The following is a 23,306-nucleotide window of genomic DNA, read 5'->3' as shown; positions in this document are numbered from 1 at the left end:
TAAATTCCTGCAGAATCATCCTGAAGCTCTTTACCCTTCTTTCTCCTGTAGTATTGATGAGGATTTTTTTGTATAGGAAGAAAAATAAATACCCGCAAATACCAAGCTGCCGCCAACCACATGGGCAACAGTAATCACTTCACCTAGCATAAAAAAAGCCGCAACCGATCCAAACACGGGGATTAGATTTAAAAAGACAGAGGCCTTCGCCGCCCCAATCAACACCACTGCACGATTCCATAACAAAAACGAGCATACGGAGGGGAAAATTCCTAAATAAAGCAGGGCAGCCCATTCCGGTGAGCTTATATATCCGAGGGGAATTATCGATAGTTCAACAAACACAATAGGAATCATTAACATAAACCCAATACCGAGGCTATAGCCAAAAACGCCGAAAGGCGAGATTTCCAATGAAATTTTCTTTAAAAGAAGCGAATAAATGGCCCACATTATCACTGCCAGTATCATAATCAGGTCACCGAGGTTAAACCGAAAAGAAATCAATCTATCTAGCGATCCTTGTGTAATGATAAAAATGACTCCTCCTATTGAAAGCAACACAGACAGGATGTACTTGATTTTTATCCTTTCCTTCGTAAGTACGTAGGATAATAGAAAAATGAACAAAGGACTGGTGCTGTTGAGCAAGCTTCCGTTGATGGCAGAGGTAAAATTGAGTGCCCAATAACTTAAAAGATTAAATCCGATTATCCCAGTCAGAGCCAACAGCGTTAATTGTTTCAAGTGGGTTCTCGCAGTTTTCCATTCCTTTCGTAAAATTACGAAAAACAAGGGGAATATTATGAACCCTGAAATCGCTAAACGGATAAAGGATATCGTGACGGGAGGAATCGAAGCCGCTAAATATTTGCCGGCAACGGCATTTCCTCCCCAAAATAAAGCACTGAAAACCAACAGGATATGCGGAGAGTTTACGAATTTATTTATCACGATATTCTACCTCCGATTCCTTATTCCATCATAAAATTAACGCTCTTTACCTGGGTATAACTGAGAATCTCGTCCAGGCCTTCTTCAGAGCCAATTCCACTATCCTTGTAGCCTTGGTATGGAACCCCTGTAAAATGCTGAGAGCTCCCATTCACCCAAACAAAGCCTGCTGCTATCCGGTCCACAGTATCCAATGCCGTCGGCAGGTGGTTCGTCCAGATCGATGCAGTCAGCCCGAAAGGAAGGGCGTTTGCCTGCCGGATCACATCTTCTTCATCATTCCAACGGATAACCGATAAAACCGGGCCGAAGATTTCTTCTCTGAAAATTTTCATTTTCTCAGTCACATTGGTGAAGATGGTCGGCGCTACAAAGTACCCTTCCACAAATCTATCACCTGCCGGTTTACCTCCCCCTGCTCTCAACACTGCACCATCAACTATTCCCGAATGAATATAACCTATAACCTTATCATATTGGGATTGTGAGACCAGGCAGCCCATTTCCGTATCAGGCTCGATCGGGAGTCCTATCTTTATCTTTTGTACTTGTTGAATCAGTTTCCCTATGAATTCATCATGAATCGCTTCATGTAAAAATAAGCGCGAAGTGGATCCGCATGACTGGCCCTGGCACCATAGAAAATTCATGCCGCGCACTGCACCTTCTACCGCTTTGTCCACATCTGCATCAGGATAAACAATCATTGCATTTTTTCCACCCAGCTCCAAAGATAGGTGTTTGATTGCCACATCCGCCGAAGATTTTAAAATTGCCTTTCCGGTTTCTATACTCCCGATTAAAGCAATCCGCTTTACATCGGGATGGCGCACCAGTGCATCCCCTGTTGTTGCGCCGTCACCGCTTACAATATTGACTACTCCGGGCGGAAGCATTTCTTGACAAAGTTCCCCAAACAAAAGCGACGAAAGCGGGCATTGATCTGGTGCTTTTAACACGACCGTATTTCCGGCAATCAGTGGTGCGGCAATTTTCGCTGCCGTAAACATGATCGGATGATTATACGGGATGATTCGTCCAATCACCCCGTAAGGTTCCCGTCTCGTTAAATGCCAGTTGACTCCGGACGAGGGAATCGTCTCACCCTTCAATTCAGTTGCCATGTTGATTGCGTACTCCATCATATCTGCTGCAAGGAAAACATCCGAAACCATCGCAGAAACCGGATTTCCACCATCGACTGCATCAAGCACAGCATATTCATCTGCGCGTTTCTTAAATTCTTCAACCAGTTGCTTCAATATTTTCGCACGTTGTAAAGGAGAAATTTTTCTCCATGATTGAAAAGCTATTTTCGCTGACTCAACCGCTAAATAAACATCTTCCTTTTGGGCAAATGGCGCCGATGCAAGCCGTTCTCCAGTAGAAGGGCTGAACGTTTCATATGTTTCCCCACCTTTTGAGTAAACTAATTCGCCGCCGATAAGCATGCGATATTGTTGTTGTAGCAGCCGGTCTTTTATCGCTATCCAGTCCTTGTTAACTGTCCGATCTTTCACTTTGTTCATCTGTTTCCCCTCCTACTTCGAAATGGCTGGTATTGCTCCGGGTGGCAGTCCTTCCCACTGGTCCTGAATGATATCGATGATTGCTGGTTTACCTGATGCTATTGCTCTTTCGATCGCTCCGTCCAAGTCGTCCGCTGACTCCACCCTTTCACCATAAGCACCTAATAGGCGGGCAAACTGCGCAAAATCAATGTTGTTGTAGCGTATTCCAATGTACCTTCCTTGATGGGCTGTTTTTTGCCGGTCACGCGTATTCCCGTAGCAAAAGTTATTTAATACAATATTAATGACAGGGATATTTTCGCGCACCGCCGTCTCCAGATCCTGGGCGACCATCCAAAATGCCCCGTCCCCGGTTACATTGGTGACAACTTTATCAGGATTTGCGAGCTTGATTCCCATTGATGCCGGGAACCCCCAGCCCATCGATCCACCGGCCGCTGCATAAAAATTACCCGGCTTGAAACGGCCGTATCTTGTCAGCCACGGCCCAAACGTAGCAGCATCTTCAACGACAATTGCATCGTAGTTTTCTAGCATGCGGTTTATTGATCCCATGACAGCTGTAGAAAGGACTGGCCGATCACGCACTTGCTCTGGCAGCTTAGTTTCTTCTTTATATTGAGGCAAATTTTTTTGAAATGATTCTCGATGTTCTGCTATTTCATCATAACCAGCTAACTCCTTTATGATCTCTTGAACAGTTTCTCTTGCATCGCCCAATAGCGCCACTTCCGGTATATAAATCTTGCCCAGCTCTGCTTCATCAATATCAATATGAATCAGTCGTGTCTGTTCATTGAGCGCCGTCCATCTATTCGTTGAGAATTCAGAGAAATGCATTCCGACAGCCAACACTACATCTGCCTCATCAATCAGCTTCCAGCAAACCGAAGGACACCCTGGCCCAACATTCCCAAAATAAAGATGATGGTCATTTGGAAACACATTTGGCTTTCTCCAGGTAGTAATCACTGGAATCGCGAGCTGTTCTGCCAGCTGAACCAAATCTCTGGTTCCGCCGGACAGAACTACACCGCCTCCCGCAATAATGACCGGGTTTTTCGCATTCTTTAACAGTTCAGCTGCCTGCTTGACTCCTTGCAAGTCAACAACACGATGTTTACTGCGAAACACTGTGCGAAAGGAAAACTCCCCTTCCTTTATCTGCGCATCAAGCGGGAGTGAAACCGCAACTGGCCTCGGCCTTCCTGATAAGGCTGTTGTGATCCCTCGCTGCAGCAATTCTGGTATCCTCTCTGTCTGGTGAATTTCCAGCGCCCATTTCGTGATTGGTTCAAAAAATTTTACAAGGTCCATTTCTTCAAATGCATCCTGATAGTAGATTTGATCCGATACCTGGCCAAGCAAGGCCAGCACAGGTACCGACTCAGCATATGCATTATGGATTCCGATCGTTAGATTGGCAGCACCAGGACCCCTTGACGCCATGCAGACACCAATTTCTCCTGTTGCTCTTGCATAGCCATCCGCCATAAACGCGGCGACCTGTTCATGGCGGACGGTTATATAGCGAATTTCCTTTTCATCGTACAGAGCATCTATCAAATGCATGATCGTTGTTCCCGGTAAACCGAAAACATATTTGACCCCTTCACGCTTTAGTGTTTCAATTACAGCTTGAGCTCCATTCATTTCTTCGCTCCTCCCCTTTAATTCAAAAGAGAAAAAGGATAGCGATAATAGAAGCTTATTATTGCTATCCCTCTCACTCTATTTCAAGATTCCGATTTCTTTATAGAACTTTTCAGCACCAGGATGCAATGGAGCCCCGGTTACTTCCGCTATCGTCTCTTTAGTTACAGCCTCAAAGGATTGATGGACGGTATACAAATAATCCATTTGTTCATACATCGCTTTCGTCATTTTATATACTACGTCTTCCGGAATATCCGCACTTGTAATTAAAATCGTATCAACGGCTGCAGTAGGGATATCTTGTTTTACAAATGGATACGTGCCTGCCTTAATCGTATATGGTCTTGCCTCAACTTTTTCTTCCATTGCTTTGATTGCCGCATCAGAAAGAGGAAGTAATTTAATTGGCTTGCTAGAATTTAACTCCATCAAATTCCCCGCAGGGGTTGGCAGGGGTGATATTGATCCATGCATTTTGTTATCTTTAATCTGGTCATTCGCTTTACTGATCGCCAGGTATTGGATACTGCCACCATTCTTTTCAATTTGTTCATAGCTGATACCATAGCTTTCAAAAACAATCTGGTTTGAAATCTCCATCGGCGAGTCTTTCGTATTAACAGCCACTATCAACGGGAATTTTTCCTCCGCGATTTGTTCAATTGAATTTATTCCCGAATCCTCACTAACCGTAAAGTGGTATGGCATTTGATGTAGAAAAGCGACGGTCCGCACTTTATCCACTTTGGATGGATATGGGCCTTCCCCTTTGTAGGCCCATTTTGCTGCTGAAGAACTGACTATTCCGAAGTCGGCCTGACCGGTGGTTACTGTAATGATGTTGGCACCGTCCTGCCCAGGCTGATATGTGAACGACGCACTCTTATGTGTTCGCTTCAAGGCTTCCCCGAGACCTTCACCGATTGTACTCCATAAGCCACCCGCAGCGCCTCCGGCAATCGTTACTTTCAGCTCACCTCCGGACGAAGCATTTGCTTTAGATGATTTTGTCTGTTCGGAGCTTCCTCCACAACCTGCTAACAAAAATGTGATAGACAAAATAATGGTGAAAATTTGATAGATTCTCTTTTTCATACCTTTTTCTCCTCATTTATTGGTATTTTTAAACTAGAAAGGAAATGTAGCACTTCTGTTACAGAAACAACATCAGCATACTTTGCATTTAAGTCAAAAAGACTTTGTTTATGTGCCATATCAGCCCGATCCCCAACAGCTTCTTCGGCTACTATCACCCGAAAGCCATACTGGAGTCCATCAACAGCTGTAGCTCGAACACACCCACTCGTCGTACATCCTGTTAAAATCAATGTATCAATTCCTAACGTATTTAACCTTGTAAATAAATCTGTTCCAAAAAAGACTGAAGCATATTTTTTCACAATTAAAGGCTCGCTTAACCTTCGTTCTAAACGTGGCTCTACTTCTGCTTCAGGTGTACCTGACCGTAAAGTCACTAACCCCCCCTGTTTAAGCGCCCATACACCCGCATCTTTCAGGTCCTTATCGTCATAGCTTAGGGTACTAAAGAAGATGGGAATATCTGCTTGTCGAGACACATTCAATACTTTCTTAGTTTCATTAATAACTTGCTCTAAATTTGTGCCAAGCGGTAAATCGGGATTTGTAAATGCTCCAATAATATCAATTACTATTACAGCAGGTCGTTTTCCAAATCCTATTTTTCTAGCAAATCCACGTTCAACAAAAAATTTATTTGTTTCTTGCCAGATGTCTGACATAAAATATCCCCCATCTTCCAATTTTTCATTCCAAAAATTACCATGTTATATTATGTGTGTGGATGAATTTCGATTGGTAGTTCGGTCTCATCTTTGTAGATCTATAGATAGCGATCAATTGGTCTTAAGGTCTTATAATCGCTATTGTTTTACTCTATTTCAGAATACCGATTTCTTTATAGAATTTTTCAGCACCCGGATGTAATGGAGCTCCTGCAACATCTGCTATCGTTTCTTTTGTTATAGCCTCAAAGGATTGATGAACGGTATAAAGGTAATCCAATTGTTCATACATGGCTTTGGTCATTTTATATACAACGTCTTCAGGTACATCTGCGCTCGCAATTAAAACAGTATCAACCGACGCAGTAGCGATATCTTCTTTGACAAATGGATAGGCACCAGCCATAATCGTAAAAGGTTTTGCCCCTACTTTTTCTGCCAACAATTTAATAGCTGTATCAGAAAGAGGCAGTAACTTGATTGGTTTGTTAGTATTCAATTCCACCAGGCTCCCTGTCGGTAAGGGAAAGGGAGTCAAAGTTCCATCCATCTTGTTATCTTTAATTTGGTCATAGGGTATTGCTATATACTGAATCTTACCTCCATTCTTTTCAATTTCTTTATAGCTGGTTCCATAGCTTTCAAAGACAACACGGTTCGTCATTTCCATCGTCGAATCTTTGGTAGCCACAGCCACTACAAAAGGAATTTTTTCTTTAACAATCTGATCGATTGATTGAATGTTTGAACTTTCAGTTACCACAAAGTGATAAGGCATCTTATGAAGAAAGGCTACGGTACGTAAATTTTCTATTTTCGATGGATACGGAGGCTTTCCTTCATATGCCCATTTCACAGAAGGAGAGCTGACTATACCAAAATCGGCCTGACCGGTATTTACCGTAATCACATTGGCGCCATCCTGTCCGGGCTGATACGTAAACGATGAATCAGGATATGACCGCTTAAAGGTTTCTCCAATCCCTTCACCAATAGTGCTCCAGGCTCCCCCTGCGGCTCCTCCTGCAATAGTTACCTTCATCTCACCGCCGCTAGCATTCGCCTTTGAAGAATTAGCTTCTGGATCTTGTGTAGCGCCACAGCCTACCAAAAACAACACGAAAAATAGAAGAATAAAAATAGACTGATAGGTTCTTATTTTCATTCCTTTTCCCCCAATGTTTCATATTCTTGTCTTTCTGCTTTTAAGAAACGTTTTTAATAATTTGAAATTGGTTTTTTATCGAGGCTTATTTCCCCGTCAATTTTCACTCGACCGCTATTTTTAAAATCTTTCGCTACCTCAGGGAATTTCGGCACAAGCATGAAACATACGCCAGCCAAGCCAATGATGCTACTGACATAATGTGGATAGATGAGAAGCAGACCGCTGATAATCACAATGAATTGTTCATATTTTTTGAGCGGTATACCAAACCATCCTTCAAATCCGGCCGCCAATGCAAGAACCCCAATAATTGCGCTGATCACAGCGATTATGATTTCAACCGGGGAACCAATCAACAAGAGAGCCGGGTCATAAATAAACATAAATGGAATGATAAACGCAACAGCTCCCAACCGGCAGGCCAGCAAGCCGATTTTTATTGGATTGGCATCGGCTATTGCGGCGGCCGCATATGCGGCAACGGCGACCGGCGGTGTAATGGCTGATAAGCAAGCAAAATATAAAATGAATAAATGGGCTTCCAGCAAATCAATCCCAACTTCAATCATGATTGGTGCCGCTAATACCGCAGTAAGAATATATGCAGCGGGAGTAGGCATCCCCATTCCAAAGATGACGCAAACAACCATGGTTACCAGTAACGTCATAAATATACTTCCGCCTGAAGCCGCATGGATCAGACTTGAGAATTTCCCTCCAAGCCCCGTCACCTGAATTACCCCTGCCACGATTCCAGCAGCTGCACAGACGGCCACCAACGGAGATATTCGGGTAGTCGTTTCTATCATCGTGTTAAAAAGTTTCTTCGGGGTTAACCTGGTTTCCTTTTTAAAATAACTCACAATGATCGTTGCTACGGAGGCAGCAATTGCTCCAAGTACCGGTGTGAATCCTTGTTCAAGGAAAACAACGAGGACGATAATCGGAATGATGAATTGTCCCATCGACTTCATGACGCCTTTTACGGTTGGTAAAGTCTCATCATCGTATCCGGCCATCTTTGTCTTCTTCGCCTGGAAATGGACTTGTGCGAAAATCGCTAAATAGTATAAGAGCCCCGGTATCAGCGCAGCCCATGCTATTGATGCATAAGAAATGCCTGTCATTTCTGCCATCAGAAACGCTGCTGACCCCATGACTGGCGGAAGAATACTTCCACCAGTCGCCGCAGTTGCTTCAATCGCACCAGCGTAAACTCCCGAATATCCAACCTTTTTCATAGAAGGAATCGTAAACGATCCTGTCGTGGCGACATCTGCTGTCGGGCTTCCGGAAATGGAGCCGTACAAACCGCTCGAAATCACCGCTACCTTGGCGGGGCCTCCCGCTACCCGGCCGGTCACGGCTTTTGATAGTGCATAAAAGAAATTCCCGCCACCAGAAGCATTGAACAAGTTACCGAACAGTACAAAGAAAAACACATACGTTGCCGCTACAGTTGCAATTGAGCCATAAACACCGTTTACCGTGAACACCATTTGGTCGACGAATTGCATCAACGTGTACTGCTGGTGGCCAAAAACACCCGGGATGAGATGGCCAAAGAAAGCATAAATAATTAAAGCGCTTACAATGACGAGCATCCCGGTTCCCAGAGTTCTTCTTGTTACCTCAATGACAATCAACAGCATGATCGAACCCACAATCATTTCCATTACAGTTAACGGGTCCGCCATTGGCCAACGGGTGAGAAAGCGTTCAGAATATACGATCATAAACACGCCGATTCCCATTAACGTAAAAGAGATAAGGATGTCATAGAGCGGAATTTTATTTCTCGACTTGCCTGAACTAAAGGAAAAAACAATGAATGTAACCGCTAACATAAATGTGATGAAGATAGAATTGTGCAGAAATGGATCCATGGTTGAAAATAAGACTACATAAAATTGAAATATTGTGATCGCGCAAACCAATAACAGGGTAAGTTTCCTGATCCACCCTTCAGGCTCTCTAATCATTCCAGTACTAAATAAATTTCCTAATATCTTTTTCAAAAATCCTCCCTCGCTTTCTTTTTACGAATTAATTATTCAAAATATTTATATATTCAAAATAATATAAAAAAATAGAACCTACAACCTTCCTGTTGTGCTATGTGCAACAAGCAAAAAAAATTTACACACATTAATTGGCTAAAAAAAATCAGACTATACAAAAGAAAGTCTGCTTTCAAAAAGGTATAAAATCATATATCGATTTGATTTTCATGAATAAATCAATGTCATCAGCAAGAACGGATTCATTATCTATCCAATAATATTTTTCACTTTATCTTTTACCGGCACCTGAAAGTCTAAATACAATTCTTTGCGTTCTTTTGATGATTGAATCGCTTTTATGCACACTTCCAAGTTTGCTTTTGCCCAATATCCATCATGTACCGGCCTTTGTCCTTCTATCACAGCGGTACAGAGCTCGTCGATGACATTGAAGCGCCCTGTCTCTTCTTTTGAAATAGGAACGACATACTTTTCGTTTTCTCCATAAACAAGCAGGCCGTCAGGGTGTTGCCGGATGTCGCCCTTTTCACAGCTGACAATCGTCAATCCAAAAAACGGATGATTTTTTTCGGCGACTTGATAGTTTTTCGAGCGGCTTCCGCCATATCCAGAGGCTATTTTTAATGACACTTCATCAGCAGGCGAATTTGTTTCTGTTATGAGGCGGCGCGATTGTGCGTAGATATTTGATTTTGTTAACGGGCCTCCTTCTCCAATATCAAAGGTTAGCTCCGTTGTATGAAAATGATCATAGCCATTATAGACAGCAGTTGCGGCAGTACCATTTTCAAACTCAAGGAAAATGGAGTGATTGCCTTCCGTTGGCCGCGAATCGTCCCAGATCCCAGTTACTGCTCGGATGCTCCTGATCATTCCCCCGCCTAAAAAGCGGATGATATCAAATTGGTGCGAGCCCTGGCGGTAGGTGACCCCGCCCCCAAGTTCGGTCTTTAATTCTTCAGGCGTCCTTGGACGATATAACCAATCATTAAAATACCAATTGTGAATCATGACGACTCTTCCAAGTTCACCACTGGTTATAATCTCCCGCATTTTCTGAATGGGCGGTTCAAAGCTGTGGGAATGCCCTACTATCAGCTGGACACCGTTTCTTTCTGCATTTTCGATCATATTATCTGCATCGGTTAAAGATACCGATAAAGGTTTTTCGACGATGATATGCTTTTTCGCTTCCGCAGCAATGCGCACATGTTCGGTATGTAATTCGGTAGGAGTGGCAATGTAAACTGCATCAACATTTGTGCTTTTACATAAATCCTCAATGGTATAATAGGTTTCCACATTATATTCGTAGGCGATTTTTTCAAGTCTTTCTTTGTTTCTCGTTGCAGCAGCAGTCAATCTGACCTTTGGATGCCTTAAAATATCGGGGACCATCGATGCCCCGGCAATGCCCAATCCTACTATTCCAATATTAATAATTCCATTTTCCAAGGACAATTTGACATCTCCTTTCAACCTTTTATTCTCTCAGTCTCTCTTAATTTTCTCACATAATATCGCCAAACCCATTTCGCATTAAACTTTGTTCCTAAATCAGGCAGCTCGGCAACATCCTCATCGGAGATCACAGATGCTTCCCGGCCTGTTTTGCTTACTTCTAGCGTTACTTTTGCTAATGTATTGAAGTTCAAGGCATTGATAGTAGCTTCTTCAACTGTTGCTCCTGTTGCTGTAATGCCATGGCCCTTCATTAAACAAATATTTTTTTCTCCCATTTCTTCAATCAGCGGCGTTGCTAGTTCAGACCGTGTTACCAGATATGATCTCGGAAAAATCGGAATTCCCTCTAATGCCATCCGCATCGCAGGAATATTGAAGGCTCCAAAAATCGGTCGCAGCGGTAAATCCGAAATTCCGCAAATCAAAGCGGCAGGTGGATGGGCGTGGATCACACACCCGACTTCCGGCCGGGACTTCATAATTTCGCCATGGATTGGCAGTTCTTTTGGAATTTGATATTTCCCTTGAAGGTCATCGCCCTGACCGTCAAAGTTGACTCGCCTTATTGCCTCGACCGTCGTATATCTAACCCCATCCTCCTGCTCTCCCCGGCAGCGGATAAACATTTCATTTGTATCTGGAATTCGCGCACTAACATGGCCCAGTGTTTCATCTACCAGACCTTCCATCGCTAAAATCCTACAGGAGAGCGCTACTTTTTCTCTAAGTTCGTATAGCGGATCAGACATCTATCTCACCTGCTTTCCTTATTGACTGGCTAACTCGGGTGCAGTGACACGCTCCATCTCGATAATTTCGCCTCTCCATGAACAATCGCTGCACCAACAAAAATAAGCTATATCACTGGAAATCCAGTATTCATTTAAGAGGCTCTTTGATTTTAAAAGTGACTCCCCACAATTCGGACAGTACTTTAACTTAATTTCATAGTTTTTATTTTCAGCCATCTATGAATCCCCCTTCAAATAGAATGAGAAGAAGTTCCCCCCAGCTACGAAGGAACTTCCCGTTGCTTAAAGACCAGAAGAAACCTTTCCACCTTTACAAAGTTCAATAATTTCATCAAGGTTCGGGGCATATCGTGTATTCCAGTCTTTGGCCACTCCTGACAATAAACCGCCCTCACTAAATTTATCTTCCTCTTGTGGTAGCTTAATATTTTCATTTTGCCGGGGATCACGAATAACACATTTAGGATCTTCTCCATTTTCAATTTGTTTCAATTCCCGTTGCAGCATCTGCCGAAACATAATAATACCTTTATCGGAAGTTCCGAGCCGCTCTGTAGTTCGGTCCGCAATCGCGCCCTGAGTAACCCATGCCATCATGTCCTGTCCGTCGATATAGTCATTAACAAATTTTCCGTTCGCATCGAAGATAGGGCATTCGTATAGCGAAATTGGGTAATTGTCCGGAACTTTGACCCCTTCCATTGGAACAAAACATGTATACCAAAAATGCAGTGTGTGTTCATCATCGATCGGAACACGGATTTGGAAGGAGTGGGCCCCACTATCGCCAACACGCAGCATATTTGGAAATACAATCGGATGACCAACCGCCCAGTCTTCATTTTCTTCGGTTTGTCCTTCTAACACACGTCTTTTAATAATTCCGTACTCAAATTCATTGAATCCTATTTTTAGATGGTGTTTCGTTATTTTCCATTCATCCTGCGGCCGGCCCTGCTGTTCAAAAACATGCTGGAAGTAATGGCCGTGCAGCCATTCCAAGTGAGTAGGATCCATGGAATTCTCCATTATTTGCAGCCAGTTGCAAGGAATCTCCGCGTAACCGATTGTGCGTAGGACATTATCTTGAACAAACAGGTCCCATTTTGGTAGTTCAGGAGCGGGGGCAGGTCCCATATATGCAAATACGAGTCCGCCCATTTCTTCCACTTTATATCCAGAAATTTTAATGCGGCTTTTAAACGTACTGTTTTCCGGTTCATTCGGTTGTTCGGTGCACTGTCCATCCCGATCATATAACCAGCCGTGATATTGACAGCGAATCCCGCATTTTTCCGGAATACCATACTCAAGAGATACTCCCCTGTGGGCACATTTGTCGCCTACCAGTCCCAATGTATTGGATTTATCACGAAACAATACGAGCTCTTCTCCTAGAATCTTCAGTTTCTTTATTGTCCCAATTTTTTCGATGTCCGAGCTTGCTGCAATCGGATGCCAATATCTTCTTAACAGCTCTCCCGTTGGCTTCCCAGGACCAACTTGAGTCAACCTTTCATTTTGTTCTTTGCTTAACATTACCTATCCTCTCCTTTTCTTTAGCTTGCAGGGAGTGTTTCTTTGTTCCCAGTCTGCTACTTTACATCACCCCGAAAAAATTTTTTTCCACCTCCAGTTTATTGTTGGCGCTTTCAAACTATAAATTGTTTTGTACTTCCCTCTTACCCCTGTTCGATCGTAAACTTCTATATTTTTAATTCATGTTATGACACGATAAATTCTTATACAATGTCTCTGTTTCTCTATGTGCAACAAAAAGAGATTTTTTTAGCTTTTTTCAAAAAACAATACATACCCAAAGGCTTTAGGATAACTTTGTCAGCTAATGCCTTCGTTTTACTTAACATACTCTCTCTCAACATTCGCTTCCTTATGGGCGACTTGTTTATTTCCAAAAGTAATGAGAGCATTCCAGCTTCCCGACGACTGTCCATCCGCTAAATAAGCCGGTTCGGAGCCTTCCTCAACCATGCTGAATAACATGGCAAGATGGCGCCCTCCTGATTCCACTTTCGCCATCCTTGCATATTCTGGAAGCATGTTATACGCAGCTTGATAATCCTTGTTCATCACGAATTCAACGAACTGCTTATCGAGGGCATGTTCGGCTACGGTCGGCTTGTTATGTCTCCCGCGAACTAAATTATGTGATAAGGCTCCGCTTGAAACGAAAACGATCTTTTTGTCACTTTTCCGTAAAACCTTGGCAATCACTTGCCCCCATTTATACGTTTCCTCAAGACTCGCAGCTAATGTCACCGATAAATTGATAACGGGAATATCCTCCTGTGGCACAAGATAGCGCAATGGTACGACACTGCCGTAATCCCAAACATAATAAGGATCATTCACTCCCTGGACTTGAAGGCCGGCATCCTGCCCGGCTTTGACCAATTCGTCTGCAAGGTCTGGATCGCCCGGGTAATGATAAGGAACATCCTTGATCAGGTCGGGGGCTTCGATAGCTGTTAAAATACCATTATGCTCCGGTGTGCAGTCAACGTAATGGAAGAAAGTCGATGGCCAGTGGCAAGAAACAAGCACAATCGCATCCGGCTTCAACCTGTAAATTTCTTTAGAAACATCTTTCATGGCTGAAACCATATCCTTTTGAAACTCAGGAACCTGGTCTTCGTGACAAATACTAGGAACATGGGGCACCAGCATGCTTAACTCAATCGTCATAATAACCTCCCGTTTAAATAAATATCGATAGAAGCAAACGCTTACAATAATCAACAAAAAAAGATGAAGCTAATTTTTTCACAGTTGGCATAATCAGCCATTTTGATATTGTATTGAAGCCTTGAAGGTTGTCAGCTATTGCTCTGACATTGGCTTTCCAGCTTTTCCCCAGTGTGTTTTGGGAATTTCGGTTACTAATACCCTGATATTTTCTTTTGGCGCATCCAATGTTTCGGAAACAGTGTTTGTCACATTCTCAATGATTTCGGAGATTTTCTCTCTTGGTCGCCCTTCCTGGATCTGAATATTAATAATCGGCATCCAATCCTTCCCCCTTCTTTATCTATTCGATGACGGTGAAAGAAACTTCCCCTAGTCCATCAAATTTTCCGCTGACAACGTCACCGTTTTGCAGCATCACAGCGCCTGTTATCGCTCCTGATAAAATCACATCGCCTTTGCGCACTTTTTCTCCTTTTCGGGACAGCATGTTTGCAAGCATTGCAATCGATTCAGCAGGATGGCCGAGGACGGCCGCGCCGGCTCCCAACTCCTTTAATTCGCCATTGATTGAAAGGACCGCTCCGACTAAATCCAATTCAAACTGCCCTGGTTTCTTCGGCGATGTTCCGAATACGACCCTTGAAGTGGACGCATTGTCGGCGATGACATCAGGCAAAGTGAAATTAAAATTTTCATAGCGGCTGTCGATAATTTCAAGTGCTGGTATGACGTAATCCGTTTTAGCAAGGACATCGGCTCCTGTTACACCAGGCCCTTCAATATCTTCACCAATCATAAAAGCAATTTCCGCTTCCACTTTGGGATGTATTAACTCATTCAAACGAACCTTTCCGCCGTTATCGATCAGCATGTAATCAAATACATAACCATAGATCGGTTCGTTGACATTCATTTGCTTCATTTTTGCTTCGCTTGTTAAGCCCATTTTCGGACCGATGATTCGTTTTCCCTGTTCTAATTTTATGTTAACGATTTCCTCTTGAACGAGATAGCCTTCCTCCACCGTCAGATCGGGCTTCAGTCTTGCGGTAACTTTTTCAACTTCCCGTTTGTCTGTTTCGGCTGCCTCTAAATATTTGGCTATATCCTTGTATTCCGCATTGATCATACTTTTTCCTCCTCTTTACACACGAACGCCAAGCTTTTTTCTCGAGATCTCTGCCGCAACATCGACGATCATGTCTTCCTGGCCGCCGACGACATTTTGTTTACCGAGCTCGATTAAAACATCACGAGAGTCAATGCCAAACCTTTTCGCCGCCCGTTGCGCATGCAATAAAAAGCTTGAATAGACTCCTGCATAGCCAAGAACGAGACTGTCTTTTGTGATTTCCTGCGGTTTTTCTAAAATTGGTGCCACTAAATCTTCGGCAATATCCATCATCTTGTAAATATCAATTCCTGTGTTAATTCCCAGCTTTTCGAGAACGGTCACCAACACTTCCGTTTGTGTGTTGCCGGCTCCGGCTCCCAGGCAGCGAATGCTGCCGTCGATTCTCGTTGCCCCTTCTTCGATCGCCGCCAGGGAGTTTGCCATAGCTAAAGACAGATTGTTGTGTCCGTGGAATCCGATCTGAACCGATAAACTATTTTTAAGTGCCCTGATTCGTTCCTTCACTTCATGAGGCAAAAGGGCTCCGGCCGAGTCCACAACATAGACTGTATCCGCTCCATAGCTCTCCATTAATTTCGCTTGTTCAACAAGCTTTGCTGTTGGCGCCATATGTGACATCATTAAAAATCCGACCGTCTCAAGCCCGAGGTCCTTAGCTAACGCAATATGCTGCGGGGCGACATCGGCTTCGGTCACATGCGTGGCGACCCGCGCCATTTTAGCCCCCAATCGGGCCGCTTCCTTTAACTCAGGCATTGTGCCGATTCCCGGCAAAAGCAATACAGAAATTTTTGCCCTCTTAACTGATGATGCTGCGGCTTCGATTAACTCCATTTCGTTGGTCAAAGATAGGCCGTATTGTAAAGAAGAACCGCCCAAACCATCTCCATGGGTGACTTCGATATAAGGCACATTTGCCTCATCCAGAGCTTTCGCCACTTTTGTAACTTGATCGACTGTGAATTGGTGGCCGACCGCATGGCTGCCATCCCTTAACGCAACTTCGGTAATGATTACGTCTCTCGTTGAGTCCATATTTCCGCTCATCCCCTTCCTTGAAGAACTGCCTGTGAAATCCTGTGCTTCGCCCATTCCTCTGCAACCTTTACTGATGCAGCTGTCATGATATCGAGGTTGCCTGAATACTTCGGAAGGTAATCCCCGGCACCTTCCACTTCAATAAAAACAGTAACTCGGTTGCCATCAAAAATCGGCTCTTGCCTTAATCTGTATCCAGGAACATATGACTGTACTTGTTTTTCCATTTCCCTTATCGATGCGCTGATAGCCGCTTCATTCACGTCAACACCTTCGACCAGCACGTGAACGGTGTCTCTCATGATAATCGGTGGCTCCGCCGGGTTCAGAATGATGATCGCCTTGCCTTTTTTAGCGCCGCCAATTTTTTCAATGCCACGGGCCGTAGTTTGCGTGAATTCGTCGATATTGGCCCTCGTACCGGGCCCGGCACTTTTGCTCGAAATCGTTGCAACAATTTCGGCATATTCGACCGCTTGGACCCGATCTATGGCATGGACGATCGGAATCGTCGCCTGCCCCCCGCAGGTAATCAAGTTGATATTATCCGCGTTCAAATGTTCATTGATATTGACGGACGGCACGACAAAAGGACCAACTGCCGCAGGCGTTAAATCAAGTACCTGCTTGCCCGCTTCCCTCAGTAATTTCGCATGCCTGATATGCGCCTTCGCCGAGGTCGCATCAAAAACGATCTCGGCAAGATCCGGCCTTTCCAAAAATCCTTTAATCCCAGTATCGACTGTTTCGTATCCTAATTCCCTTGCCTTTTTCAATCCATCCGAATCAGGGTCAATTCCGATAACGGTTGTCAGTTCAAGCAGCTCTGACCTCCCGAGCTTTAACATTAAATCGGTTCCAATATTTCCCGATCCAAGCACTGCCACTTTTACTCTGCTCATAAGGGCACCCCTTTCCTTTTGTTTAAAAATTCACTGTAACTTCACCAATATGGGCAAACCTTGCTGTAAACCGATCTCCTGCCCTGGCTTCGACTGCCGCGGACAGCGCACCTGATAAAATCACTTCGCCCGCACGAAGCGGAATGTCAAAATCGGCTAAACGATTTGCTAACCAAGCTACACAAGTGGCCGGGTTCCCAAGTGCAGCTGCTCCGACACCGGTATTGACGATATCACCATTTTTCGTCAACACCATGCCAATCAATTCAAGATCCATTGCTTCTATCTTGGTTGGCTTGCCACCAAGCACATAGAAACCGGATGAAGCATTATCAGCAATCGTGTCCGGAAGCTTAATCTTCCAATCTTTAATCCGGCTGTCGACAATTTCCAGAGCCGGAACGATATAGTCTGTTGCCTGGAGGACATCAAGGGTTGTGACATTGGGTCCTGTTAGTTCTTTTTTTAAAATAAAGGCGATTTCCGCCTCCACTTTAGGCTGCAGCACCTGTTCAATCGAAATGGTGCCTTGATGTTCCACCGCCATACTGTCCAATAAATGTCCATAATCGGGTTCATCAACGCCAAGCAGCTTCTGCATCGCTACGGACGTCAGTCCAATTTTTTTACCGACAATCCGATTGCCTTGTGCAACTTTTTTTTGAATGTTTTCAAGTTGGATATGATAGGCTTCTGTAATGGTGAGCTCAGGATCCTGCGAAGTGAGCGGAGTGATTCCCGTTTTGTTTATTTCTGCTTCTGCCAGCTGACCGGCAAATTGATTTGTTTTACTGGCCAATGATCTGACTCCCCTCTCCTATAATTTAATGGTGATGTTGGATAGTTCAGAGTAAAAATCGATACTGTGCATACCACCGGTCCTGCCAATGCCGCTATGTTTCATACCTCCAAAAGGTGTTCTCAAGTCACGCAAGAACCATGTATTGACCCAAATAATCCCCGCTTCAATTTGGTGCGCAACGCGGTGGGCACGCTTCAAGTCATTTGTCCAGATTGTCGCACTGAGGCCGAAGTGTGTATCATTCGCCTGCATGATTACTTCTTCCTCCATATCAAACGGCGTTACGGTAACAACCGGCCCAAAAATCTCTTCACGGACACAGCGTGAATTCCGATCCAATCCGGTAATAATTGTCGGCTCAAGAAAATACCCTTTTGTGAATCCTTCCGGCCGCTTTCCACCAGTCAGGATGGTCGCACCGTCATTGCGGGCGATATCGATATAACTATTGACACGATCATAATGTTCTTTGCTGATTAATGCACCTACATTTGTATCATCATCAAGCGGTTGGCCTACTTTTAACTCTTTTACTTTGGCCGTGAACTTTTCAAGAAAGTCTTCATAGGCAGGACGTTCTACGTAAATGCGGGAACCGCACAGGCAAACTTCGCCTTGATTGATGAAACTCGATTTGATCGTTGTTTCAATCACTTCATCCAAATCGGAATCGGCAAAAATAATGTTCGGATTTTTCCCACCCAATTCATATGATAGTTTTTTCAAAGAATCTGCCGCCGATTTCATGATCGCAGAACCTGTTCCCGGTTCGCCGATGAATGAAATCGCGTCAATATCAGGATGTTCGGAAATCGCCCCGCCTGCAGAATTTGGCCCGAATCCGTGGACAAGATTGACGACTCCATCCGGTACGCCTGCCTCTTTACAGATTTCCATGAGTACAGTTGCGGTCATCGGTGTCCATTCCGCTGGCTTAATGACTGCAGTGTTCCCCATTCCTAAGCACGGAGCTAATTTCCAGGTAAGCAGCAATAAAGGCAGGTTCCACGGCTTGATGATTCCAACGACACCAACAGGACGGCGGTATGCATAGTGGATTGCCTGGTCGTCCTGCTGGTACGCATCCGTGCCAATCGACGTAATATAATCGGCGAAGAAATGAAAATTAAAAGCCGCTCGGGGAACATCAATCTTATTTGCGAGCGAAAATGGTTTGCCAGTATCCAACGACTCCAAATGAGCGAGTTCTTCCTGCCTTTCAAGGATCAGATCACCAATGCGACGAAGAATTTTTGAGCGCTCTACTAGAGTTGTATTTTTCCACGGACCGTTCAATGCTCTCCTCGCAGCTGCGACTGCATAATCCACTTCTGCTTTGCCGCCTTCGGCAACCGTTCCCAATACTTCTTCTGTAGCAGGATTAATATTTTCAAATGATTTTTGATTCTGTGATTCTACAAATCTTCCGTTAATAAAATGCAAACAATTAATAGCTCGTACTCTTGTTTCTACTTGCATGATGTCAGGCCTCCATAATTTTGATTATTTTCACAATATTATGATAACGCTTCCTTTTTTCGCCTACAATGCGATCGTTGCTCTATATGAAACAGGAGATATTTTTATTGAATTTAATTTTTCCAGCGTAACACCGCATGAATTCAAGCTTTTCAGCAGATTGTTTTTTAAATTTTTAAAATATTCTCTTTTCAAACTGAAATTTTTTTGTTATATTTTCGACTACATAGCAACTGAAATAAAATTGTTGTGGATAATGAAACTGGATTAGAAGGAGGAATTATGTTGGCGCTGAAAAAAGAAGAGGAAAGCCACCTTTCATCCGTGAAAAATGCCCTCCGTATTTTACGGAGCTTCACAATGGATGAGCCTGAAAAGAAAATAAGTGACCTATCAACAGCCCTTGGCCTAAATAAAAGCACGGTCAGCAGGACGATGGCAACCCTCGCCAGTGAAGGCTTTGTTTATAAAGACCCGGAAACAAAAAAGTATCGCTTGGGACTGTCAATTCTTTCGTTAAGCGGTATCGTCAATAGTAACATGGACGTATACCGCGAGTCACAGCCGATTTTGAACAAACTTGTTGAAAGCATAGGCGAAACTGCCCACATTTCCGTTATGGATAATTTAGAAGTGATTTACTTGCAAAAAGTAGAATGCAACCATCCGGTAAGATTTTTAACCCATGTCGGCAGAAGAAATCCGCTATATTGCACAAGTTCAGGCAAAGTGCTGCTTGCGTACTCAAACGAGAATACGATTGAAACCGTTATCAAAAAAGGTTTGCAATCATTCACGAAAAACACGATTACAGATCCGCAAAAATTACGCACCCACTTAAAAAACATAAAGGAGAACGGTTTTGCTTACAGCATCGAAGAGTTTCTCGAAGGGGTGAATTCAATTGCCGCACCGGTTTACGATTATAAAGGCAGGGTGATTGCCGCCATATCTGTCGTTGGGCCGAAGCAAAGAATCCAGCAGCATAAAGTGCAGGGGATTGCCAAAAAGGTCGTCAGTGCAGGCAGGGAAATTTCAACGAGAATGGGATATTGGAAGTAATTAATTGATGTTAGATTTGCAGAAAAGGAGGCGGGGTTGCCATGCATGATTTCCACACACATTTTATCCCGGCAGAAGTTCTAACCTGGCTTAAGGACAATCAGCAAATTGTTAATGCAAAATGGGTAAAGGAAGCTGGAAATAAAGAGGAGTTTTTAGTCGTTAATGAAAAATGGGGGTTCGAATTAAAGAAATTATTTATAGACGATCAACTTTTCCTGGCAGAGCAAGAAAAAGCAGGCGTCGTTCATTCACTTGTCTCGCCGGTCCCCCAGCTGTTTATGTATGATTTCCCTGTGGAAATCACAACTGATATTGCAATTGTATATAATCACGCTTTAGCTCGCTGGTCGTCACAATCAGAACCTGAAAGAATATCCGCACTCGGAACAGTTCCGCTTAATGAGCCCGGGAAAGCAGCGCAAATACTGCATCAAGCGATGAATCTCGGACTGAAAGGGGCGATCATCGGGCCTGGTCATGCCGGTCATATGCTGTCGGATGACTTTTTCACACCGCTTTTTGAGGAAGCAAATCGATTGAACGCGATCCTGTTCATCCATCCGTTGCTATGTGATGACCCCCGCTTAAAAAGACGAATGATGCCCAATCTGATCGGAGTACCATGGGAAACAACTGTGTGTGCGACAGATATTTTGCTAAGCGGACTAATCGATCAGTACCCGAATGTAAAAATCCTGTTTGCCCACGGCGGAGGCTTTCTTCCCTATCAAATCGGCAGACTCAACAAAGGATACGAACAATGGCCACTCGTTTCCAACAAATTGAAAGCGCCTCCATCCGAATACTTGAGTCGTTTCTGGTATGATACCGTACTGTGGAATCAGGACAGCCTTGACTTTTTAGTGAAAACAGTCGGCGCGGACCGCGTCGTGCCGGGTTCTGATTTCCCATTTGACCTGTGTGTGTGGCCTCCGGAAGGGAAGTACAGAAAAAGGGTTCAGTTAATGCTGGATTAACTAATTGTAGACTCCGTTTAAGTGGAAAAAAACCTCAAAGCGGAGTCTTATTTTTTAAAAGCAAGAGGTTCAACATATCTAAACAAATCATTTCAAGAGTTTTTATAATTAATTAACGAAAAAAGAGAATCAGTAAAAGCAACCTGATTCAAATTTCTCATAATTCTTCTGAATATTACACAGTGAAAGAGCTATCGTCTACTCTAACATTTCCCTTTAATCCCAAATGAACTTATCATTTTTATTAATAAGGTGCTCAACATTCGGGATGACAAAATCAGCGAGTTTTTGCAGTTCTCCTTCAGAACCAACACCTGAAAGTACGGCTATTCCATAGCCTGCGTTGCTGTTTTTGGCTGTTTGCAAATCAATCACTGTATCTCCGACGACAGCGACTTCTTCTGTCTTAAACCCAAACTTTTCGCAAAATTTTTCCACCACTTGAGAACCTGGCTTTTTCTCATATAAATCAGCTGTGCCCAGAAATTGCACTTCGTTTCTAATGCCTAAATGTTCTAAACAAAGAGTAGTAGTTTCATAGTCATCTGCTGTAGCAATTCCTATTACGATTCCTTTTTCCTTTAGTGCTGAAAATGTGAGAGATAGATCACATACAGGCTGTACATACTCGATAGATTTTTTCGTCTTTTCTAATAGATGCTTTGAGAGCCACTGATGCAAGAATGGTATATCCTTAGGGAGCACTGCTTGAAAAGCATTGGCAATATCCAAAGAAGTCCCGCTTGCTAAATGCCCCTTCTCATCAACTTGTCCGTCTCTTAAACCTATCGAAATAGATAACTGTTTCCTTAGATTTAAATTGCATGTTTCACCAATCATCTCAAGTAAATGATCGATTACGTCATCAATTACTTTATTCCAAATGGATCCGAATTTTAATAAAGTACCATCTTTGTCAAATAAAATACCTTTAATCTTCAAAATCAGATCCCCCTGAGTGTTGCATGAGCTCTCCCCATGTCTGAACGGCCGGCTCTTTTCTTCCGTAATAAACAGGATTCGTAAAAGCCAACAGATTCCCATCAATTGAGCGGATTTCTATCCGCAGCCAATGGTAAGATTTATCTTCCCAGTTTACTTCATAGCTGGATGAAAGGCCTCTTTCTTCGTGAACCTTTTTCCCGTCTTCAATCCAGTGGACCATCATATCTTCTGTATCGTATTGTAAAGTGATCTTACAAAACGCTTTATTTCCGTTTTGGTCCATCGCAGCTGTTAATTCTTCACCGATTTTATAATAGGTCTCTCCCACTTGAGCCGAGAAATCAATAACAGGGCCACGGGATACATAGACATGTCCTTTTTTAACATTTTCCAAAATCACAGAAGCGGATAAACATCCTGCCCATACATATGTTCCAGGATCTCCTATTAAGGAAGGCTCTCCGTCCTGCTCATAGCTATCATCTGGCAGCAAGTGAGAATCTGAACCACCAATTCCTGTAATCGTATACCCTTCGTTCCAGATATGAGACCAGAATAGAAGAGCTTTTTCTGTTGCCTGGACATTCGCCCGGAAAGTGGGATCATTCCATATTTCTATGCTATCAATCACTGAAAGCGGTGTATGCTCCATTTGCCACTGCCATGGAACAAGAAAAGGGTGATTCATTGAGCAAAGAGCACCTGATTGGTTTGCTTCTTTCAAAATGTTAGTTATCCCTTGCTCGGTTTCTAATCCGCCATCTTTCCTGTTTGGGCGATAATCAACCCATTTTTTTACTCCTAAAGCGTTCCAATGACCTTTTGTAGATGTGATTTCGACTCCCGGAATCACTAATGGTTGTCCCTCGGCCCATGACCACTAGCGTTGCACAAAAAATCTATGAAAAAGTCAAGGATGAAAAAATGGAATAAAAATCAAA

At 43.5% G+C, this 23,306-nt stretch carries 21 protein-coding genes and 1 pseudogene; 2 read left to right on the top strand and 20 right to left on the bottom strand.

The genetic code is table 11. The annotated features are described in order from the left end of the window. Positions 1 to 30: 30 nt before the first annotated feature. The 18 genes from CU635_RS09485 to CU635_RS09400 all read right to left on the bottom strand — a co-directional run bounded on the left by CU635_RS09485 (position 31) and on the right by CU635_RS09400 (position 19,378). Positions 31 to 954, bottom strand: a complete 924-nt coding sequence (locus CU635_RS09485) for a DMT family transporter (protein ID WP_101577127.1) — start codon at positions 952 to 954, stop codon at positions 31 to 33. A gap of 20 nt (positions 955 to 974) precedes the next feature. Beyond that, complete coding sequence (locus tag CU635_RS09480) at positions 975 to 2,483, bottom strand: aldehyde dehydrogenase family protein (protein WP_219620136.1); 1,509 nt, start codon at positions 2,481 to 2,483, stop codon at positions 975 to 977. A 12-nt stretch (positions 2,484 to 2,495) separates the two neighbouring features. Beyond that, on the bottom strand, positions 2,496 to 4,139 hold the full coding sequence (locus CU635_RS09475; RefSeq protein ID WP_101577126.1) for a thiamine pyrophosphate-binding protein: 1,644 nt from the start codon (positions 4,137 to 4,139) through the stop codon (positions 2,496 to 2,498). 78 nt (positions 4,140 to 4,217) lie between these two features. Further along, complete coding sequence (locus tag CU635_RS09470; protein WP_101577125.1) at positions 4,218 to 5,237, bottom strand: TAXI family TRAP transporter solute-binding subunit; 1,020 nt, start codon at positions 5,235 to 5,237, stop codon at positions 4,218 to 4,220. Next, positions 5,234 to 5,902 carry an isochorismatase family protein gene (locus CU635_RS09465; protein WP_101577124.1) on the bottom strand — a complete coding sequence of 223 codons (669 nt, stop codon included), beginning with the start codon at positions 5,900 to 5,902 and terminating at the stop codon, positions 5,234 to 5,236. Before CU635_RS09465 ends, CU635_RS09470 begins: the two co-directional genes overlap by 4 nt. 154 nt (positions 5,903 to 6,056) lie before the next feature. Beyond that, on the bottom strand, positions 6,057 to 7,070 hold the full coding sequence (locus tag CU635_RS09460) for a TAXI family TRAP transporter solute-binding subunit (protein ID WP_101577123.1): 1,014 nt from the start codon (positions 7,068 to 7,070) through the stop codon (positions 6,057 to 6,059). A gap of 53 nt (positions 7,071 to 7,123) precedes the next feature. Beyond that, entirely contained in the window at positions 7,124 to 9,091 is a 1,968-nt protein-coding gene (locus CU635_RS09455; protein ID WP_101577122.1) for a TRAP transporter permease, read from the bottom strand. Positions 9,092 to 9,343: 252 nt separating this feature from the next. Further along, a complete protein-coding gene (locus CU635_RS09450) occupies positions 9,344 to 10,558 on the bottom strand; it encodes a Gfo/Idh/MocA family protein (RefSeq protein ID WP_245917398.1) in 1,215 nt (404 codons plus the stop codon). Positions 10,559 to 10,572: 14 nt separating this feature from the next. After that, positions 10,573 to 11,310, bottom strand: coding sequence for a 3,4-dihydroxyphthalate decarboxylase (gene phtC / locus CU635_RS09445; protein WP_101577121.1), 738 nt, complete (start codon positions 11,308 to 11,310; stop codon positions 10,573 to 10,575). An 18-nt stretch (positions 11,311 to 11,328) separates the two neighbouring features. Continuing rightward, a complete protein-coding gene (locus CU635_RS09440; RefSeq protein WP_101577120.1) occupies positions 11,329 to 11,529 on the bottom strand; it encodes a hypothetical protein in 201 nt (66 codons plus the stop codon). 66 nt (positions 11,530 to 11,595) lie between these two features. Further along, positions 11,596 to 12,852 carry an aromatic ring-hydroxylating dioxygenase subunit alpha gene (locus CU635_RS09435; RefSeq protein WP_101577119.1) on the bottom strand — a complete coding sequence of 419 codons (1,257 nt, stop codon included), beginning with the start codon at positions 12,850 to 12,852 and terminating at the stop codon, positions 11,596 to 11,598. A gap of 318 nt (positions 12,853 to 13,170) precedes the next feature. Then, positions 13,171 to 14,019 (bottom strand): DODA-type extradiol aromatic ring-opening family dioxygenase, encoded by an 849-nt coding sequence (locus tag CU635_RS09430; protein ID WP_101577118.1) that lies wholly within the window; start codon positions 14,017 to 14,019, stop codon positions 13,171 to 13,173. A gap of 135 nt (positions 14,020 to 14,154) precedes the next feature. Further along, the gene (locus CU635_RS09425) at positions 14,155 to 14,340 is read right to left on the bottom strand and encodes a 4-oxalocrotonate tautomerase (RefSeq protein WP_101577117.1); all 186 of its coding nucleotides are present in this window, start codon (positions 14,338 to 14,340) and stop codon (positions 14,155 to 14,157) included. Between the two features lie 22 nt (positions 14,341 to 14,362). Then, on the bottom strand, positions 14,363 to 15,151 hold the full coding sequence (locus CU635_RS09420; protein ID WP_101577116.1) for a 2-keto-4-pentenoate hydratase: 789 nt from the start codon (positions 15,149 to 15,151) through the stop codon (positions 14,363 to 14,365). Positions 15,152 to 15,166: 15 nt separating this feature from the next. Continuing rightward, on the bottom strand, positions 15,167 to 16,192 hold the full coding sequence (dmpG, locus tag CU635_RS09415; protein ID WP_101577156.1) for a 4-hydroxy-2-oxovalerate aldolase: 1,026 nt from the start codon (positions 16,190 to 16,192) through the stop codon (positions 15,167 to 15,169). A gap of 8 nt (positions 16,193 to 16,200) precedes the next feature. Further along, a complete protein-coding gene (locus CU635_RS09410) occupies positions 16,201 to 17,097 on the bottom strand; it encodes an acetaldehyde dehydrogenase (acetylating) (RefSeq protein WP_101577115.1) in 897 nt (298 codons plus the stop codon). Positions 17,098 to 17,119: 22 nt separating this feature from the next. Then, entirely contained in the window at positions 17,120 to 17,896 is a 777-nt protein-coding gene (locus CU635_RS09405) for a 2-keto-4-pentenoate hydratase (RefSeq protein WP_101577114.1), read from the bottom strand. Between the two features lie 18 nt (positions 17,897 to 17,914). After that, a complete protein-coding gene (locus tag CU635_RS09400) occupies positions 17,915 to 19,378 on the bottom strand; it encodes an aldehyde dehydrogenase (protein WP_101577113.1) in 1,464 nt (487 codons plus the stop codon). 282 nt (positions 19,379 to 19,660) lie between these two features. Between CU635_RS09400 and CU635_RS09390 the strand changes: the two genes are divergently transcribed. Continuing rightward, entirely contained in the window at positions 19,661 to 20,440 is a 780-nt protein-coding gene (locus CU635_RS09390; protein WP_101577111.1) for an IclR family transcriptional regulator, read from the top strand. A gap of 41 nt (positions 20,441 to 20,481) precedes the next feature. Beyond that, entirely contained in the window at positions 20,482 to 21,420 is a 939-nt protein-coding gene (locus CU635_RS09385) for an amidohydrolase family protein (protein WP_101577110.1), read from the top strand. 216 nt (positions 21,421 to 21,636) lie between these two features. On the opposite strand, the gene CU635_RS09380 is transcribed toward CU635_RS09385, so the two are convergent. Continuing rightward, entirely contained in the window at positions 21,637 to 22,362 is a 726-nt protein-coding gene (locus CU635_RS09380) for an HAD family hydrolase (RefSeq protein WP_180956534.1), read from the bottom strand. Next, positions 22,352 to 23,221: pseudogene (locus tag CU635_RS09375) on the bottom strand (CehA/McbA family metallohydrolase); the annotation flags it as partial. The pseudogene CU635_RS09375 and the gene CU635_RS09380, both read right to left, overlap by 11 nt. Positions 23,222 to 23,306: the final 85 nt, after the last annotated feature.

It is taken from the genome of Bacillus canaveralius, from assembly GCF_002860125.1.
Classification (GTDB): domain Bacteria; phylum Bacillota; class Bacilli; order Bacillales; family Cytobacillaceae; genus Bacillus_BJ; species Bacillus_BJ canaveralius.
Note: the sequence above shows the minus strand (reverse complement) of the source record. Positions and strands in the feature narration are given on the sequence as shown.

Coding starts and splice junctions, on each gene's coding strand:
- CU635_RS09480 (WP_219620136.1), bottom strand. CDS start 2,483: ATGAACAAAGTGAAAGATCGGACAGTTAACAAGGACTGGATAGCGATA.
- CU635_RS09475 (WP_101577126.1), bottom strand. CDS start 4,139: ATGAATGGAGCTCAAGCTGTAATTGAAACACTAAAGCGTGAAGGGGTC.
- CU635_RS09470 (WP_101577125.1), bottom strand. CDS start 5,237: ATGAAAAAGAGAATCTATCAAATTTTCACCATTATTTTGTCTATCACA.
- CU635_RS09465 (WP_101577124.1), bottom strand. CDS start 5,902: ATGTCAGACATCTGGCAAGAAACAAATAAATTTTTTGTTGAACGTGGA.
- CU635_RS09460 (WP_101577123.1), bottom strand. CDS start 7,070: ATGAAAATAAGAACCTATCAGTCTATTTTTATTCTTCTATTTTTCGTG.
- phtC (WP_101577121.1), bottom strand. CDS start 11,310: ATGTCTGATCCGCTATACGAACTTAGAGAAAAAGTAGCGCTCTCCTGT.
- CU635_RS09440 (WP_101577120.1), bottom strand. CDS start 11,529: ATGGCTGAAAATAAAAACTATGAAATTAAGTTAAAGTACTGTCCGAAT.
- CU635_RS09435 (WP_101577119.1), bottom strand. CDS start 12,852: ATGTTAAGCAAAGAACAAAATGAAAGGTTGACTCAAGTTGGTCCTGGG.
- CU635_RS09430 (WP_101577118.1), bottom strand. CDS start 14,019: ATGACGATTGAGTTAAGCATGCTGGTGCCCCATGTTCCTAGTATTTGT.
- CU635_RS09425 (WP_101577117.1), bottom strand. CDS start 14,340: ATGCCGATTATTAATATTCAGATCCAGGAAGGGCGACCAAGAGAGAAA.
- CU635_RS09420 (WP_101577116.1), bottom strand. CDS start 15,151: ATGATCAATGCGGAATACAAGGATATAGCCAAATATTTAGAGGCAGCC.
- dmpG (WP_101577156.1), bottom strand. CDS start 16,192: ATGGACTCAACGAGAGACGTAATCATTACCGAAGTTGCGTTAAGGGAT.
- CU635_RS09410 (WP_101577115.1), bottom strand. CDS start 17,097: ATGAGCAGAGTAAAAGTGGCAGTGCTTGGATCGGGAAATATTGGAACC.
- CU635_RS09400 (WP_101577113.1), bottom strand. CDS start 19,378: ATGCAAGTAGAAACAAGAGTACGAGCTATTAATTGTTTGCATTTTATT.
- CU635_RS09390 (WP_101577111.1), top strand. CDS start 19,661: ATGTTGGCGCTGAAAAAAGAAGAGGAAAGCCACCTTTCATCCGTGAAA.
- CU635_RS09385 (WP_101577110.1), top strand. CDS start 20,482: ATGCATGATTTCCACACACATTTTATCCCGGCAGAAGTTCTAACCTGG.